This window comes from Candidatus Pelagibacter bacterium nBUS_36, assembly GCF_051201215.1.
Lineage (GTDB): Bacteria > Pseudomonadota > Alphaproteobacteria > Pelagibacterales > Pelagibacteraceae > Pelagibacter.
The window spans coordinates 468,715-482,810 of record NZ_CP172839.1 but is presented as its reverse complement, the minus strand read 5'-3'; the positions used below and the strand labels follow the sequence as shown (position 1 = coordinate 482,810).

Annotated in this window: 21 protein-coding genes; 5 read left to right on the top strand and 16 right to left on the bottom strand. The window is 29.7% G+C overall.

Annotation, left to right across the window (positions count from 1 at the left end; genetic code table 11):
- Positions 1-172 precede the first annotated feature (172 nt).
- The 16 genes from ACIJYI_RS02550 to ACIJYI_RS02475 form a co-directional block, all read right to left on the bottom strand.
- A complete protein-coding gene (locus ACIJYI_RS02550) occupies positions 173-706 on the bottom strand; it encodes a type IV pilin protein (protein WP_435114549.1) in 534 nt (177 codons plus the stop codon).
- Entirely contained in the window at positions 696-1,226 is a 531-nt protein-coding gene (locus ACIJYI_RS02545; RefSeq protein WP_435114548.1) for a type IV pilin protein, read from the bottom strand. Before ACIJYI_RS02545 ends, ACIJYI_RS02550 begins: the two co-directional genes overlap by 11 nt.
- Positions 1,226-1,708, bottom strand: a complete 483-nt coding sequence (locus ACIJYI_RS02540) for a type II secretion system protein (protein ID WP_435114547.1) — start codon at positions 1,706-1,708, stop codon at positions 1,226-1,228. The genes ACIJYI_RS02545 and ACIJYI_RS02540 overlap by 1 nt, the downstream gene beginning before the upstream one ends.
- A gap of 290 nt (positions 1,709-1,998) precedes the next feature.
- On the bottom strand, positions 1,999-2,304 hold the full coding sequence (locus ACIJYI_RS02535) for a DUF6804 family protein (protein WP_435114546.1): 306 nt from the start codon (positions 2,302-2,304) through the stop codon (positions 1,999-2,001).
- Positions 2,301-2,852 carry a hypothetical protein gene (locus tag ACIJYI_RS02530; RefSeq protein WP_435114545.1) on the bottom strand — a complete coding sequence of 184 codons (552 nt, stop codon included), beginning with the start codon at positions 2,850-2,852 and terminating at the stop codon, positions 2,301-2,303. Before ACIJYI_RS02530 ends, ACIJYI_RS02535 begins: the two co-directional genes overlap by 4 nt.
- A 14-nt stretch (positions 2,853-2,866) precedes the next feature.
- Complete coding sequence (locus tag ACIJYI_RS02525) at positions 2,867-3,742, bottom strand: hypothetical protein (protein ID WP_435114544.1); 876 nt, start codon at positions 3,740-3,742, stop codon at positions 2,867-2,869.
- Positions 3,743-3,886: 144 nt separating this feature from the next.
- Entirely contained in the window at positions 3,887-4,075 is a 189-nt protein-coding gene (locus tag ACIJYI_RS02520) for a hypothetical protein (RefSeq protein ID WP_435114543.1), read from the bottom strand.
- A 165-nt stretch (positions 4,076-4,240) separates the two neighbouring features.
- A complete protein-coding gene (locus ACIJYI_RS02515) occupies positions 4,241-5,554 on the bottom strand; it encodes a hypothetical protein (protein ID WP_435114542.1) in 1,314 nt (437 codons plus the stop codon).
- A gap of 95 nt (positions 5,555-5,649) precedes the next feature.
- The gene (locus tag ACIJYI_RS02510) at positions 5,650-6,210 is read right to left on the bottom strand and encodes a type IV pilin protein (protein ID WP_435114541.1); all 561 of its coding nucleotides are present in this window, start codon (positions 6,208-6,210) and stop codon (positions 5,650-5,652) included.
- 1 nt (position 6,211) lies between these two features.
- Positions 6,212-6,730: a type IV pilin protein gene (locus ACIJYI_RS02505; protein WP_435114540.1), complete on the bottom strand. Its 519-nt coding sequence runs from the start codon at positions 6,728-6,730 to the stop codon at positions 6,212-6,214.
- The gene (locus ACIJYI_RS02500) at positions 6,731-7,258 is read right to left on the bottom strand and encodes a type IV pilin protein (protein ID WP_435114539.1); all 528 of its coding nucleotides are present in this window, start codon (positions 7,256-7,258) and stop codon (positions 6,731-6,733) included. It abuts the gene before it with no gap.
- An 85-nt stretch (positions 7,259-7,343) separates the two neighbouring features.
- A complete protein-coding gene (locus tag ACIJYI_RS02495) occupies positions 7,344-7,709 on the bottom strand; it encodes a hypothetical protein (protein ID WP_435114538.1) in 366 nt (121 codons plus the stop codon).
- A gap of 29 nt (positions 7,710-7,738) precedes the next feature.
- On the bottom strand, positions 7,739-8,179 hold the full coding sequence (locus ACIJYI_RS02490) for a hypothetical protein (protein ID WP_435114537.1): 441 nt from the start codon (positions 8,177-8,179) through the stop codon (positions 7,739-7,741).
- 80 nt (positions 8,180-8,259) lie between these two features.
- Complete coding sequence (locus ACIJYI_RS02485) at positions 8,260-9,132, bottom strand: hypothetical protein (RefSeq protein WP_435114536.1); 873 nt, start codon at positions 9,130-9,132, stop codon at positions 8,260-8,262.
- A 9-nt stretch (positions 9,133-9,141) separates the two neighbouring features.
- Positions 9,142-9,543, bottom strand: coding sequence for a gamma-glutamylcyclotransferase family protein (locus ACIJYI_RS02480; RefSeq protein ID WP_435114535.1), 402 nt, complete (start codon positions 9,541-9,543; stop codon positions 9,142-9,144).
- Entirely contained in the window at positions 9,544-10,293 is a 750-nt protein-coding gene (locus ACIJYI_RS02475; protein WP_435114534.1) for a competence/damage-inducible protein A, read from the bottom strand.
- A 20-nt stretch (positions 10,294-10,313) separates the two neighbouring features.
- Here ACIJYI_RS02475 and sfsA point away from each other — a divergent pair, with 20 nt between their 5' ends.
- From sfsA to purS, 5 genes are read left to right on the top strand one after another with little or no spacing between them, the layout of a single operon-like run.
- Positions 10,314-11,012: a DNA/RNA nuclease SfsA gene (sfsA, locus tag ACIJYI_RS02470; protein ID WP_435114533.1), complete on the top strand. Its 699-nt coding sequence runs from the start codon at positions 10,314-10,316 to the stop codon at positions 11,010-11,012.
- A complete protein-coding gene (gene map / locus ACIJYI_RS02465) occupies positions 11,005-11,775 on the top strand; it encodes a type I methionyl aminopeptidase (protein ID WP_435114532.1) in 771 nt (256 codons plus the stop codon). The genes sfsA and map overlap by 8 nt, the downstream gene beginning before the upstream one ends.
- 3 nt (positions 11,776-11,778) lie before the next feature.
- Positions 11,779-13,071: an adenylosuccinate lyase gene (gene purB, locus ACIJYI_RS02460; protein WP_435114531.1), complete on the top strand. Its 1,293-nt coding sequence runs from the start codon at positions 11,779-11,781 to the stop codon at positions 13,069-13,071.
- Entirely contained in the window at positions 13,071-13,856 is a 786-nt protein-coding gene (gene purC, locus ACIJYI_RS02455; protein ID WP_435114530.1) for a phosphoribosylaminoimidazolesuccinocarboxamide synthase, read from the top strand. Before purB ends, purC begins: the two co-directional genes overlap by 1 nt.
- The gene (gene purS / locus ACIJYI_RS02450; protein ID WP_435114529.1) at positions 13,853-14,095 is read left to right on the top strand and encodes a phosphoribosylformylglycinamidine synthase subunit PurS; all 243 of its coding nucleotides are present in this window, start codon (positions 13,853-13,855) and stop codon (positions 14,093-14,095) included. The genes purC and purS overlap by 4 nt, the downstream gene beginning before the upstream one ends.
- Position 14,096: the final 1 nt, after the last annotated feature.

The window sequence follows — 14,096 nt, the reverse complement described above, 5'->3', positions numbered from 1 at the left end:
ACCACGAGGGCATTAATGAATTTCATGAGTATTTATGCTAATATTTATAATTGAACAAGAGGAATAAGTAAAATTTTTTTATTTTATCTCTCTATGTACAAGTCTTGTACAAGTTCTCCCATATAATCCTATATCTAAAATGTTCTATTAGGGTGAAGCCTCTATAATTCATTTATTGCCATTGGGTTTGATAAGATTGAACATTTGAACTATTGCTACAAGGAGAATCTATACAAGTACAAACATCAATCTTTTTTGTTGAAGTTGTATAATTTACAAAGACATAGCCAATATATTTTTCCTGAGTACATGCCCAACTATCTCCAGAAGTTGCAACATAATTTCTACCCCAAGGCTCCTTAGTATGGTTATTTTTCCACTCTATTGAATTATTTAAATCGTTTGTGAAATACTCCCTAAAAAATAAATATGTATTCACATCATACCAGCAGCCTTTTTCATATTCTTTTTTATTATAAACTGACATCTTCAGTTTAACTTTGCTATTTGGGCTTAAATGACATTCCTGTATTAATAAATTAAGTTTTTTTACGACAGTATTATGATTTGATTTTGAGACAGATACTTTAGCGCTATTAGTATACCCATTATAAGCAACCACACCTACTGCAGCTAATATTCCTATGATTGCTACTACGACTAGGAGTTCTATTAGAGTGAAGGCTTTTTTATTTTTAGAATTCACAGAGATTTATTTCTTTTTCTAAATAATCATCATTACCATCTTTGTCTGAATCTCCAATATTTGCTTTAATACAGGAAACATTCCCCCCCATACCACAGGTATTATTCTTATGTGCGTAACCTAAAATTATCTGTCCTTTTGCAGGATTTGTTGCAGGTGGACATCTTCCATTACTCCAATCGACAGGTTTAGCAGCATTTGAATCATATGGATTTTTTATATTATCTTTAACTTCAAGATAAGTATTAAAAGTAATATTATCAGCATTTAAACTTCCAGAACATGTCCAAGTATTTGGACTTCTGTTTTTAAAAGGACCAAATTCAATTTCTATTCCCGACATACATGCTGTGATGCCACTTGTTAATCTTTTTTCAATATTTTTATAATTTGTTTTAACTGTAGAAATTTTAGCCGCTCCTGTATACCCATTATAAGCAACAACCCCTACTGCAGCTAGAATACCGATGATAGCTACAACGACTAGGAGTTCTATTAGAGTGAAGGCTTTAATTTTCATTAGTCTAAAATTATATCATCACTGCATACGTGGTTTGGCATTTGACATCTGGTTCCTGAACATGGTGTTTTTACACAAGTCATGACTTGAATTTTTGTTCCAGGTGACAACATCCTATTATATCCTACATGAATATCATTAGTTATACCTCCACCATGAGTGACGGCTTTTTCAGACGAATTATAAGGATTTTTTAAATCAACTAAGGACCTTTCTACAGCTTTAGCAACATAATCTTTCCAAGTTTGGACCCCTTGTTTTGAACAATCTAATTCTCCGTTCATTGCAGTACTTGCACCAGTTGAGCATTTCATTGCTTCATTCATTATATATTTTACTAAATTTTTGTGATTTGCTGTAGTAGCTGATTTTTTAGCACTACTAGTATACCCATTATAAGCAACCACTCCTACTGCAGCTAAGATACCGATGATGGCTACTACGACCAAGAGTTCTATTAGGGTGAAGGCTTTGCGGTTCATAAAAAAACTCTACCACTGTTACCATAGTGTTGCCAAGTCATAATCATTTAAGAAATGTCGTTGCAAACTAATGGTTATTTAAGAGATGAGTCTTGATTTGTAATCAATAGGTCCGCAGTTTGACTCCGTGCGGGGGCACCATCACTCAATAAAATCAACGTTAAATATTTTCGAAAAGATAAATTTCTATTCTGACTGTGCTTATAGTGTGCTTTGGTTGTGTATAGAGTGTGTATGGATTGTGTATCAATCAAGTAGTCTTAGTTTTTAAATTTTTTCTCTTTATAAATTTAATTCAAATCTTTATTTTTATAAAATATATAGATAGTTATTATATTGACTATTATCCAAATAATTTTTTCATACAAATAAACGGGAATAATTGGATTGTATAAAACTGCTAAAAAACCAAAAATCCAAACGTTTGTTTGATTGTTTTTTTTATAAAAATTATAGGCAAAATATATTGCTGAAGCACAAACCACTAAACGGGATAATGTATAATAACCTATTGGAAGAGGAAATGTTCCAATAGCCAAAACGAGTATTGGTGCCATCCAAAAAATTTTATTGTTTTCTGGTGATACATTTCTCATTTTTTCTTATTTTTTTTATAGTCTTCGTATGATCCTTTTAAAATATCAGATACTTTTTTATAATCGTTATTAATAAATTTTTTTGAAGCTTTATAATTAAGGTTTTTAGAATTTTCATTTAGATATAATTCTAAAGAAGCTGGATGCTTATTTTCACTTAACCAAGCAAATATCTCTCTACCTCCATCGCTCATTCCTTTTGAAAATTCTTCGTTAGAACCCATAGTTAACTCCTCTAAATATTCTGATAATGATAATGCTTGTTTTTCATTATAATACATTGAAAGTTTAGCATTATAAGTTGCCATAAAATGAATCACATCAACTTGAGGAAATAATTTTTGATACATACCATCTGATGCTCCATATAAATAACCAACAACATATAATGACGATGGATAATAACCAGGCTTATGTGAAAAAGCTGTAGAGCATTCTAATAATCTATCAACTAAGTTGTTTGCTTTAAAAATTTTCTCTTCAATCTCAGGATCAACTATCTTCTTTTTATTTTTGTTTTTATTTTTAAAAAAATCAAATAATCCCATAACTATTTTTTCACCTAAACAAAATTTTTAATCTTATTATAAAGATAACTTATACCTGTAGCATTTGAAATAGTTTCAGCATATTTCTTAATATTTTCTTTAAACCATTCATATATTTCACTAAAATTCATTTTTTTCATTTTTTTCTTTAAAATTATTGCCACCACTAAACCAATTATAATACCCAATAATGGACTAGAAAAAAGACTTGCAGTCATTATAAAAGATCCCATACCAACAAATCCTCTTAAAGATCCTCTCTTAAACTTATTTTTATTTTTATTTTGAGTGTATGATTTGGCTAGAGCAATGAGTGCAATAATTAAAAGAAAAGGATTGGCACCTACTGCACCCGCCAAACCTAATGATGCACAAAGTTCAGCGAATTCTTCTTTATCTTTTTTTTTCCAACCAAAGAATAATGCAACAACACCTATTGTTGATGACAATACTTCTAAAATGTCAATATTTTGAAAATCATATAACCATTGTTTTTTAATAAAAAAAGTACTGCTTATTTTAGATGCTAATGAATTATAGGCTTCCATATTTTCTATATTATGCAAAGGTATACCCATTGGGGTTTGAAGATCTTTTGCCATTGAAATAAAATAATTTTTTAATTCTTCTAAATTAGAGTCATCAGGAAGAGTTTCTCTAACTTTCTCCCACATTTTTATTGGAGAATGACTGTCATCAAATAATCTATGAAGATAGGAACCTATTCCAGTTTCGTTATAATTTTTATCTATAGCTTTATCGTATATAGTTGGTGTTTCATCTATTATATTGGAAACAAATTTTTCTAATTGCTTTCCATATGGTACTGCTAATAATCCAGAAAGTGCAACAGAAATTCTATTGAATTTATCTTTAACCCAAGATTTCATAAAATTAACTTTATCACTGTGCCTATAGTGTGTACAGATTTGAAATAACTTTCAATTAACGTTGATAGTATTTATCTTTTTGAATTTAGACTCTCGATTTGTAATCAATAGGTCCGCGGTTCGAATCCGTGCGGGGGCACCACTTCACTCTTTTTTATAAACTTTTATTTTATGTCCTTTTTTAAATTGCATTGAACCAGTACTCATATCAATACCAGTCTTTTCTTTAAAAGAATCCCAGAAACTTTTTTTAACTTCAGTTTCTTTTGTCTCTTGTGCCGCGCATCCACCCAACAAAAATCCTAAAACTACGATCCCTAAAAGTTTTTTCATTATTTAAATTTTAGCATTGTTGTCAGATTGTTGCCAACTCAAAAGTATTTAGAGATAATTGTTGCAAACAAATGTTTATTTAAACTTTAGCAATTGATTTGTAATTAATAGATCCGCGGTTCGAATCCGTACGGGGGCACCATCACTCAATAAAATCCTAGTAAATCATTTCAGCGCACTTAAGACTATTTTGTGCCAGTTGTAATTCATGTGTATTCCATTGACAGAAACTATTTTGGAATTGTCCATATCAATTATGATTGACTGTCCATAAGCACCGTCTAAAGCGAAAATATTTCTATTTTTAAATCCCCCAAAATCAAAATGGAATTGTCCACCATAAGATCTTCCATAGTTATAAGCTGTTTTGATTTTATTATTATAATTTTCCCTGTGTTTAGAGATCCTTCGTTCATGAATTGTTTTAAGATATTTGCCTACACAAGTATCATTTTTCCAATCATCTAACATTGCTTTTGCTACTCTTAAAAAATCATACCTATTCAATTCCATTGAGTATCTCAATGGACCATCTTCATCGTTTACTTCGTATTTATACCTTATGCCATCTTTTATCCCACGAGTTGTTCGATCACTAATCTTTAAAAAATATATACTATCTTCAATTCTTGCTTTTTCTTTAAAAACTTTGTCAGTAATTTTTTGAAAATCACCATTAGACTTAAACCACACATAATTGATAATTATATTTGTAACAATATTGCCGTAGTTATATTTTTTTTTACTTGGTTTAGATCCTTTAAAATGCCCTTCCATATGATATTTCAACGAATTTACATTTGGATTTTTTGGTCTTGTATTGACTAAATCATTTTTTGAATATTTCTGGTCACCTGCAGCCATATTTAGAAGATCAATTAATTTTGCATCTTCATACAAAGTATTTTTAATTAAAGGCCAGTCATACAATTTTACATCAACATTTTCAATGTAACCATCACAGATAGCTTGACCAACAACATAAGATGTAAAGCTTTTGCCTACAGAAGCTGTAGTCCACTTTGTGTCGTCATTAAATAATAAACCTAATCTACTATTAGGAGATTTTTTATCGATTATAACTTCATCATTTTCAAATAACAAATAACTTAATAATCCAGATCTCTGCATCTCCTTATCAATACTTTTTATTAATTTTTTTTTATCTTCTTTTAAGTTTATTTTAAATTTATAAGGATTATTTGAGCCTTTAATTATATGCTTATCCCAATTATCATGCTGCTTATTAAAATGAAAAACCTGGTAATGTAATTTTTCTAGGCTTGGATTTGTGCCCCATTTAAATCTCTCTCCCAGTTTTTTACTATCAAAAAGCCACCTTTTTAGTTTTTTTTCTTTATCCAGGAATTGAATCTGATTGTTATCTAACAACCATCTATAGTAATCAACTACATACTCTGCGCTAGAATTGTTGGTTATTAAAAAACTAATGAAAATTATAAAAAAAAATTTTTTCATTATACTACCTTACAATTTTATCTCTCCATGTCCAAGTTCTACTATAATATCCTATATCTAAAAAGTTCTATTAGGGTGAAGGCTTTACGGTTCATTTATTCAGGATATAGAGAAAAATTATCACACATTAATTTAACACCATCGTAGGAACATAATTCACAATTTGTTGTACCACTGCATTCATAATTTCCAAATCCAACTAAAGCTCCAGGACTTGCGGCTGTAATATTATTTAAATTTTTTTTAAACCAAGTCATAGAACTATGTTGAAGATATGCGTCGTTTTCAGCTACTGTCCCAGGATCTCTTTTATGTCCCCAGGCATTTTTTGCATCTACACCAAGTCTCCAATGCCAATAAATTAAATTAGTATGGTTTGTATATCCTCCTCCCTTATTTTGTGAAAGTCGATCACAAGGAACATCTTCAGGGTTGCCACTGCTTGATGTTAACTTAATTGATATTGAGTCATCAATAACACATTTAGTATATTCCGCCTTAACCCAACTTAAAAAATTTTGATGTAATTTTTTTGTAACTGCTATTTTAGCACTTTTAGTATACCCATTGTAAGCAACCACACCTACTGCAGCGAGGATACCGATGATGGCTACTACGACTAGGAGTTCTATTAGTGTGAAGGCTTTACGGTTCATATCAAAAATCAATTTCTGAATACAGTGTTTCGTTATCAACCTTAACTTTTACTATAATTGTTCTAGGTTTGTATGATTTATTAATTTGTAAATAGTGACAACCTGGTGAATTTTTATAACAATTTGCTACCTGATGCCTATTAGAAGTATAAAATGCTGCTACTGGCCAGTTTGTAGGTGCACCTGGATCTCCAGTATAAAGTTTACCATATATATTTTGCATACCGGTATCTAACATTGCATTTGCGATAAATGTCTCTGGGCTACTATTAGCTGCTGACCTAATAGGACATGTTTCGCCAACACCATCTTTATCTATAAATATTTTTGAATGGCCCAATTCACACTTAATTATTTCTGCAACAATATATTCCTTGATCATTGCATGTTGTGCTTTGATTGCTCTTATCTTGGCAGCTTTGGTATATCCATTATAAGCAACCACTCCTACTGCAGCGAGGATACCGATGATGGCTACAACGACTAAAAGCTCGATTAACGTGAAACCATTTCGCTTCATCTATTCTTGAAAATATACAAATTCTTCAATTATATTACTACCTGAACAAGGTTCTTTTAAACAAGTCATAAAATTTAATCTTGCCATGTTATTTACATTTCCAGTTGAGCTTATATTTACTTGGCCAACTGTATACCCAAAACCAGATCTAACTCCTGGTGCAATTGTATTGTATGGATTTTTAAAACCTTTTAATACTCCCCAATCATAACCTCCAGATCTATATGCCTTAACATTTACAAGTGCCTCAGCAACTTTTTGAGCACCTAAACCATTTGGATGAAAAACATTAACACCATATGTATTATTACAAATTACGTGACCTTCCATAATAGAATTTTCTCCCATACTACATTTCATAAGTTCTGCTTTTGTATATTTAATTGATTGAACGTGATTAGTTTTTACACTGTTGACTTTAGCTGCACTTGTATATCCATTATAAGCAACAACCCCTACTGCAGCTAAAATACCAATGATGGCTACTACAACTAAAAGTTCTATTAGGGTGAATGCTTTATGGTTCATTAAATAACTATAATTTTTTATCTTTCTATGTGTTGATCATATGCTTGTAATCCCACAATGTACTTTAAAATATTAATCGAGAAAATTACTTAACTGGAATTGTAAAGTTAGGCGTATAAGTTCTATGCTTGTCAGTAATTGAGTCTGTTATTCCTAAATCAAAAAATACTACGCTACCTGCTAACTTAGCACCTTCCATTTCACTTGGGATACTTCCAAATGCCGTTTTACCTCCAGCAGTTTTACAATCATACTTTAATGCATCATCTGAACGTCTAATTTGACTTGTACCTGGTACATCAACTTTATATTGTGCTCTTTTATTTGAAAGATTGCAAGTTCCAGAACTTCCATCACTAAATGAGAGTGTCACAGGAACATTAGCATCATTAACTATAGTTGCACATGATGTTAAAAAAAATAAAATTAATATATTTGCAAATAGTTTCATTATCAAAAATTTAATACATTATTATGCTGTTAGTCAATAAAATTATTGTTTCTTAAAATTGATTCAACTTCATCGATAGTAGCATTGTTAGGGATTTTTATATCTTTACCATCCCAAACAATGTGCCTTTGTTTTGCGAATAATTTACATTTACTTTTCTTTTTAAGATATTTCTTAACATTCTTTTTACATTGTGATCTAGCTACAGCTGGGGTCCTCACGCACTGTTTGCCCTGCGGACAATAAGAAAAACCAAATTCTTCCCCATTTTCCTCTACAAAAAAAAACCATCCTCTTCCATGGCGTTCAGAGCCTTTATTCTCATTGAAAATTTTTTTTGAATCAAGATATTGATTAAAATATTTTACTACTGTTGGGTTTAACTTAAGCGGCCCATAACCTTCATAGGCACTATTTGCAACATTAAATAAAAAAAAAGTAAAAAAAATACTAATTAATATTTTCTTCATAATTTATTATCTTATATTTCACCATTGTTTAAAAGTAAAAAAAACACATACTTTATAAGTAATTACTTGTTATTTTGAAATTATTTAAAATATTTTAAATCTTTTAGAAGTAATTTTTCTTTAACTTCTGTAATAAATTCTTCATTAAATTTTAAAGGATATTTAAAACTTTTTTCTAAGCTTAAAATTTCAAAATGATGTTTGAGGTCACCCCTGATAAAGAAAGCATTTATACAAGCAGAATCTATTGCAATTAAATGATAGCCCTTGGAATTTGCAAGATCTGTTAAAGCTTTTAATGAGGTCCCAACATAGTTTGATAATGAATCTAATGTATAGTTTTTTTCATATGGAACAGCACAACTTAAATCTTTTCCAAACCAAAAATTATATTCAATGCAAATCAATTTGGGTTTAAAGTTAATTTCTTTAAATAGATAGTAATCAATTCCATCGACATCAATTGACAAAAAGTCAATTTCTTCTTGATCGCTAAAATTTTGTTCTTTAATTTGATTAATATTATCAATATCTACTAATACATTTTGAACAGTTATTTTTGTCTTAGGATAAAATAATTTAAGAACATTTCTTAAAATTATTGATTTTTTATTGTCACCATCTAAAAATAAACCCTTATTACATCTCTTTAAAATAGCTAATGAGTTATTTTGATAATAATCAAAACCAATTTCTATAAAATTTAATTTATCAATTTTTAATTGATCAAAAATATGATTGATAATTCCATCCTCATTATTTTGTGAGGTAATTTGGTATTCATAATGATTAATTTTATCAAGATTTGATGAAAATTTTATGTATTTTTTTTTGCGATTTATCTTGTTAAAAAACTTAATATATCCACCAATAATAATTATGACTTCATATAGAGTTAAAAAGTTTTTTTTTACAAATCCTAAAATATTTTCTCTAAGTTTTTTAATTTTCATTAACAAATATTACAACCTTAAAGCTTTTTTCAGATATGAGTAGTCTAAATTACAATCTTTATATCCTCGTTTAACAATATTTAAATATCTTTCTGTAGGATACTTGAAAATAGATTTTTTAACCATTGTATAAGTCATCACTTTTTTTCCATAATAGTAAAAAAAATACTTTTTATATAAGTTTGGAAAATCTTCATAAACATCAAGTTTTTTTTCATCACTTTTAGATATTTTGTATAACCCACCAGGTACAATAGAGTTTTTTTTAGGCTCAACATCTGCAGCTCTATATTTGCTTCTAAAAGATAATTTAAAATCTTTAAGATTAATTTTTTTTAAAAAAATACTATCTTTACATCTCCGCTTCATTTGAAAATGATGGAGATTACTTCCATAAGCAAAATAAAGCATTTAACGATCTACTACTTCAATTTTCTTTTGCTTAACAAACTCTAAAATTTGTGAATTACAATTGTCAATTTTAGATTGATCCTCAGATCTTATCACAATAGATACCCCAAGTTTTCCTGCTTGAAAAAAAGGATAACTTCCAATTTCAACATCTTGATTATCATTTTGAACTTTAGTCAATGAATCAGCAATTTCGCTTTCAACAGTTCTAAGACTAATAGTTGAACTTAAAATTGGCTCTCCACCAACAATACTATTGGTTAGGCCTCCTAACATAGATTTTAAAATTGATGGAACCCCTGGCAAACAGAACACATTTTCAACACTAAAACCTGGGGCACCACTTGTGGGATTTAAAATCAAATTTGCATTTTCTGGCATCCAAACCATCTTTTGTCTACCTTCGTTAAATTCACCTGGCTTATAATAAGCCTCTAAAATTTTATATGCCTCTTTATGTATCTCATATTTTAATCCAAATGCTTTTGAAACAGACTCGGCAGTAATATCATCGTGGGTTGGACCTATTCCTCCTGTTGTAAAAACATAATCGTAAGTTGTCTTTAATAAATTAAGTGTATCGATTATTGTCTTTTCAATATCTGGAATAACTCTAACCTCACCCACTTTAACCCCAATTAAATTTAACCAAGTTGCTAAAGTTGAAGTGTTGGTATCTTGAGTTCGGCCAGATAAAATTTCATTACCTATGATTAATATTGCGGCATTAACTTTTGTGTTTTTGGTCATTTTAAATGTATAATTTAGAAATGGAATTTACCAAGTCTTTAATAAAAGGCAAATTAATCAAACGTTACAAACGATTTTTTACTGATGTTCAATTAACAAATGAAGTAGTTACAGCACATTGTCCTAATACAGGATCGATGAAAGGCCTGTTAGATGAGGGGAATGATGTCTATGTGCTTCCTAATAACGATCCCAAGCGAAAACTTAAATACGGACTTGAAATTATTAAAACAAGAAAAAACCTGGTCGGTGTTAATACCCACATGGCTAATAGAATAGCTCAACACGCTTTAGAAAATAATCTTATTAAAGAACTTAAAAATTGCGATCTAATTAAACCAGAGGTATTTTTCAATAAAGAGACTAGATTTGATTTTTTAATTGAGAAAAATAAACAAAAAAGCTTTGTAGAGGTTAAAAATGTTACCCTTTTTAGAAATAAAGACACAGCTGAGTTTCCAGATGCTGTGACAGCACGTGGCACCAAACATCTACTCACTCTTATTGATGCCATAAAAAAAGGTTATAAAAGCTACTTATTATTTTTAGTTCAAATCCAAAACATGGAAAAGTTTAAGATAGCTAAAGATGTTGATGCTGAATATTATAAGAATTATCTAATTGCTAAAAAAGCAGGAGTTAACTTTTTAGCCTATAGATGTGATATAAGTTTTAAAAAAATTTTTATAGATAAAAAACTGAAGATTATTGATGAGTGATTATAAAGAAAAATTTGAAAAAATGCGAGTTGCTGGAAAGTTAGCAGCTCAAACTTTAGATATGTTAACTGATAATATTAAAGAAGGTGTAGCAACAGATCATATTGATAAATTAGGTTACGAGTTTATTAGAGATAACGGTGGATACTCTGCCCCACTTTATTATAGGGGTTTTACAAAATCTTTATGTACATCTTTAAATCATGTTGTCTGCCACGGTATTCCATCAGATAGAATTTTAAGAGATGGTGATGCAATCAATGTGGATGTTACAGCTATTGTTGATGAACATTATGGAGATACTAGTAGAATGTTTTCAATCGGTAATACCTCTGTTAAATTAAATAATCTTATAGATACAACTCACGAGTCTATGATGAGAGCGATTAAGATATTAAAACCTGGAATTAGATTAGGTGATATTGGTTATGAAATTCAATCATTCGTTGAGGAAAAAGGTTATTCTGTTGTTAGAGATTTTTGTGGTCATGGCATAAGTACTACGTTTCATGAACCCCCTAACATCTTGCATTATGGGAGTAAAAATTCAGGCATGGATTTAAGACCTGGAATGACTTTTACAATTGAGCCTATGATTAATACCGGTAAATATGATGTTAAAATGTTAAATGATGGTTGGACTGCAGTTACAAAAGATAAATCTTTATCAGCACAATTTGAGCATACATTGGGAATTACTGAAAATGGTTATGAAATCTTTACAGAATCTGCTAAAGATTATTCAAAGCCTCCATACTTATAATTAATGATTAAAAGATACTCTCGAAAAGAATTAACTGACATTTGGTCAGAAGAAAATAAATATAAAATTTGGCTAGATGTCGAAGTTGCCGCTGCTGAAGCTATGGAAAAGCTTGGTCAAATTCCAAAAGGAGTTGCTTCAATTGTAAGAAAAAAAGCTAAAATAAATGTAAACAGAATTCACAAAATTGAGTCTGAAGTTAAACATGATGTTATAGCATTTCTCACTTCAGTCACTGAAAGGGCTGGAATTAAAGCTAGATACTTACACCAAGGAATGACTTCATCAGATGTATTGGACACAAGTTTTAATATTCAAATGGTTCAATCCGGTAAAATAATCTTAAAAGATTTAGATCAAATTTTAAAAGTTTTAAAAAAACAGGCTAAAAAATATAAATTTACTCCATGTATGGGTAGAAGTCATGGCATTCATGCTGAGCCTGTTACATTTGGTTTAAAATTAGCTTCGTTTTATGAGGAATTTAAAAGAAATAGAAAAAGATTAGTCGATGCAATAGATGAAGTGTCAACCTGCGCAATATCTGGTGCTGTTGGAACTTTTGCTAACATAAATCCTAATGTTGAAAAACATGTTGCAAAAAAGTTAGGTTTAAAAGTTGAGCCAATTTCAACTCAAGTTATACCAAGAGATCGTCATGCTTTTTATTTTTCAGTGCTAGGTATTATCGCTGGATCGATTGAAAGAGTTGCAGTTGAGATTAGACATTTACAAAGAACTGAAGTTTACGAAATGCAAGAATTTTTTTCAAAAAATCAAAAAGGTTCTTCAGCAATGCCACATAAAAAAAATCCAATATTAAGTGAAAACTTAACAGGACTTGCAAGAATGGTTAGAAGTGCAGTCATACCTGCTTTAGAAAATATTGCTCTTTGGCATGAAAGAGATATTTCTCATTCAAGTGTTGAAAGAAATATTGGGCCTGATGCAAATATTACAACTGATTTTGCCTTAGTAAGATTAACAAATATCTTAGACAACATGATTGTTTATCCTAAAAAAATGTTAGAGAATTTAAACATTACTAAAGGCTTAATTTTCTCACAAGAAGTTATGCTGGAATTAACAAAATCAGGTCTAAGTAGAGAACAATCTTACCGAATGGTTCAAAATTATGCTAAAAAATGTTTTGCTGAAGATTTAGATTTGTTTGATGTTATCAGCTCAGATAAGTTAATTATGAGCAAAATCACTCCTAAAAAACTTAAATCTATATTTAGTTACGCAAAACACTTTAAAAATGTAAATTTCATCTTTAGAAGAGTTTTTAAATAATGAAAAAAGGAAAAAAATTATACGAAGGTAAAGCTAAAATCATTTACACAACAAATGATAAGAATTTAGTTATTCAATATTTTAAAGACGACGCTACCGCATTTAACAATCAAAAAAAATCTACTATTGAAGGAAAAGGTGTTTTAAATAATAGAATTTCAGAACATATCCTTTCAAACCTGTCTCAGATAGGAATTAAAAATCACTTGGTCAAAAGACTTAATATGAGAGAGCAAGTAATCAAGTTAGTTGAAATTATTCCAATTGAATTCATTGTCAGAAATGTTGCAACTGGATCTATTACTAAAAGGTTAGGTATTGAAGATGGTACAGTTTTAAAAGAACCTCTTATTGAATATTGCTTAAAAGATGACAAGTTAGGCGATCCATTAATAGCTGAAGAACATATCTTTGCTTTTGATTGGGCTACAAAAAAAGAAATCGAAAAAGTTAAGAAAATGATTTTAAGAATTAATGACTTTATGATCGGCATGTTTAGGGGTGTTGGGATTAAATTAATTGATTTCAAATTGGAATTTGGAAGATTGAAAGCTAACGGTAAAGAGGAGATTATTCTTGCTGATGAAATTAGTCCTGATACTTGCAGACTTTGGGACAGCATTACTGATAAAAAATTAGATAAAGACAGATTTAGAAAAAATTTAGGTGACTTAATTCCTGCATATACAGAAGTTGCTAAAAGATTAGGAATACTTCACGAACAATCAAATGTTTCTGTAGTAAATGTTACAAAATTATCTTCTGTTAAGAGGAAACGTAAATGAAAATTTCAGTAATTATTACACTTAAAAAAGATGTATTAGATCCCCAAGGTAAAGTTATCCATCAAACATTAGATGGAATGGGTTTTAATGATGTAAACGAAGTGAGACAAGGAAAGTACTTTGAAATTGACACTAAAGAAAGTGATCCAAAAAAAGCTAAAGATAAAGTTGAGGAGATGTGCAAAAAGCTTTTAGCTAATCTTGTTATTGAAAATTATAAAATTATTGATGCACAATAAT

Excerpts from the sequence above, each read along its gene's own strand:
- ACIJYI_RS02540 (WP_435114547.1), bottom strand. The coding sequence starts at position 1,708 with ATGAACCGCAAAGCCTTCACCCTAATAGAACTCTTGGTCGTAGTAGCC.
- sfsA (WP_435114533.1), top strand. The coding sequence starts at position 10,314 with ATGGAATTTACCAAGTCTTTAATAAAAGGCAAATTAATCAAACGTTAC.
- purC (WP_435114530.1), top strand. The coding sequence starts at position 13,071 with ATGAAAAAAGGAAAAAAATTATACGAAGGTAAAGCTAAAATCATTTAC.
- ACIJYI_RS02480 (WP_435114535.1), bottom strand. The coding sequence starts at position 9,543 with ATGCTTTATTTTGCTTATGGAAGTAATCTCCATCATTTTCAAATGAAG.
- ACIJYI_RS02495 (WP_435114538.1), bottom strand. The coding sequence starts at position 7,709 with ATGAAACTATTTGCAAATATATTAATTTTATTTTTTTTAACATCATGT.
- ACIJYI_RS02535 (WP_435114546.1), bottom strand. The coding sequence starts at position 2,304 with ATGAGAAATGTATCACCAGAAAACAATAAAATTTTTTGGATGGCACCA.
- ACIJYI_RS02510 (WP_435114541.1), bottom strand. The coding sequence starts at position 6,210 with ATGAACCGTAAAGCCTTCACACTAATAGAACTCCTAGTCGTAGTAGCC.
- purB (WP_435114531.1), top strand. The coding sequence starts at position 11,779 with ATGATTAAAAGATACTCTCGAAAAGAATTAACTGACATTTGGTCAGAA.
- ACIJYI_RS02490 (WP_435114537.1), bottom strand. The coding sequence starts at position 8,179 with ATGAAGAAAATATTAATTAGTATTTTTTTTACTTTTTTTTTATTTAAT.
- ACIJYI_RS02520 (WP_435114543.1), bottom strand. The coding sequence starts at position 4,075 with ATGAAAAAACTTTTAGGGATCGTAGTTTTAGGATTTTTGTTGGGTGGA.
- ACIJYI_RS02545 (WP_435114548.1), bottom strand. The coding sequence starts at position 1,226 with ATGAAAATTAAAGCCTTCACTCTAATAGAACTCCTAGTCGTTGTAGCT.
- ACIJYI_RS02500 (WP_435114539.1), bottom strand. The coding sequence starts at position 7,258 with ATGAACCATAAAGCATTCACCCTAATAGAACTTTTAGTTGTAGTAGCC.
- ACIJYI_RS02525 (WP_435114544.1), bottom strand. The coding sequence starts at position 3,742 with ATGAAATCTTGGGTTAAAGATAAATTCAATAGAATTTCTGTTGCACTT.
- purS (WP_435114529.1), top strand. The coding sequence starts at position 13,853 with ATGAAAATTTCAGTAATTATTACACTTAAAAAAGATGTATTAGATCCC.
- map (WP_435114532.1), top strand. The coding sequence starts at position 11,005 with ATGAGTGATTATAAAGAAAAATTTGAAAAAATGCGAGTTGCTGGAAAG.
- ACIJYI_RS02485 (WP_435114536.1), bottom strand. The coding sequence starts at position 9,132 with ATGAAAATTAAAAAACTTAGAGAAAATATTTTAGGATTTGTAAAAAAA.
- ACIJYI_RS02475 (WP_435114534.1), bottom strand. The coding sequence starts at position 10,293 with ATGACCAAAAACACAAAAGTTAATGCCGCAATATTAATCATAGGTAAT.
- ACIJYI_RS02515 (WP_435114542.1), bottom strand. The coding sequence starts at position 5,554 with ATGAAAAAATTTTTTTTTATAATTTTCATTAGTTTTTTAATAACCAAC.
- ACIJYI_RS02530 (WP_435114545.1), bottom strand. The coding sequence starts at position 2,852 with ATGGGATTATTTGATTTTTTTAAAAATAAAAACAAAAATAAAAAGAAG.
- ACIJYI_RS02505 (WP_435114540.1), bottom strand. The coding sequence starts at position 6,730 with ATGAAGCGAAATGGTTTCACGTTAATCGAGCTTTTAGTCGTTGTAGCC.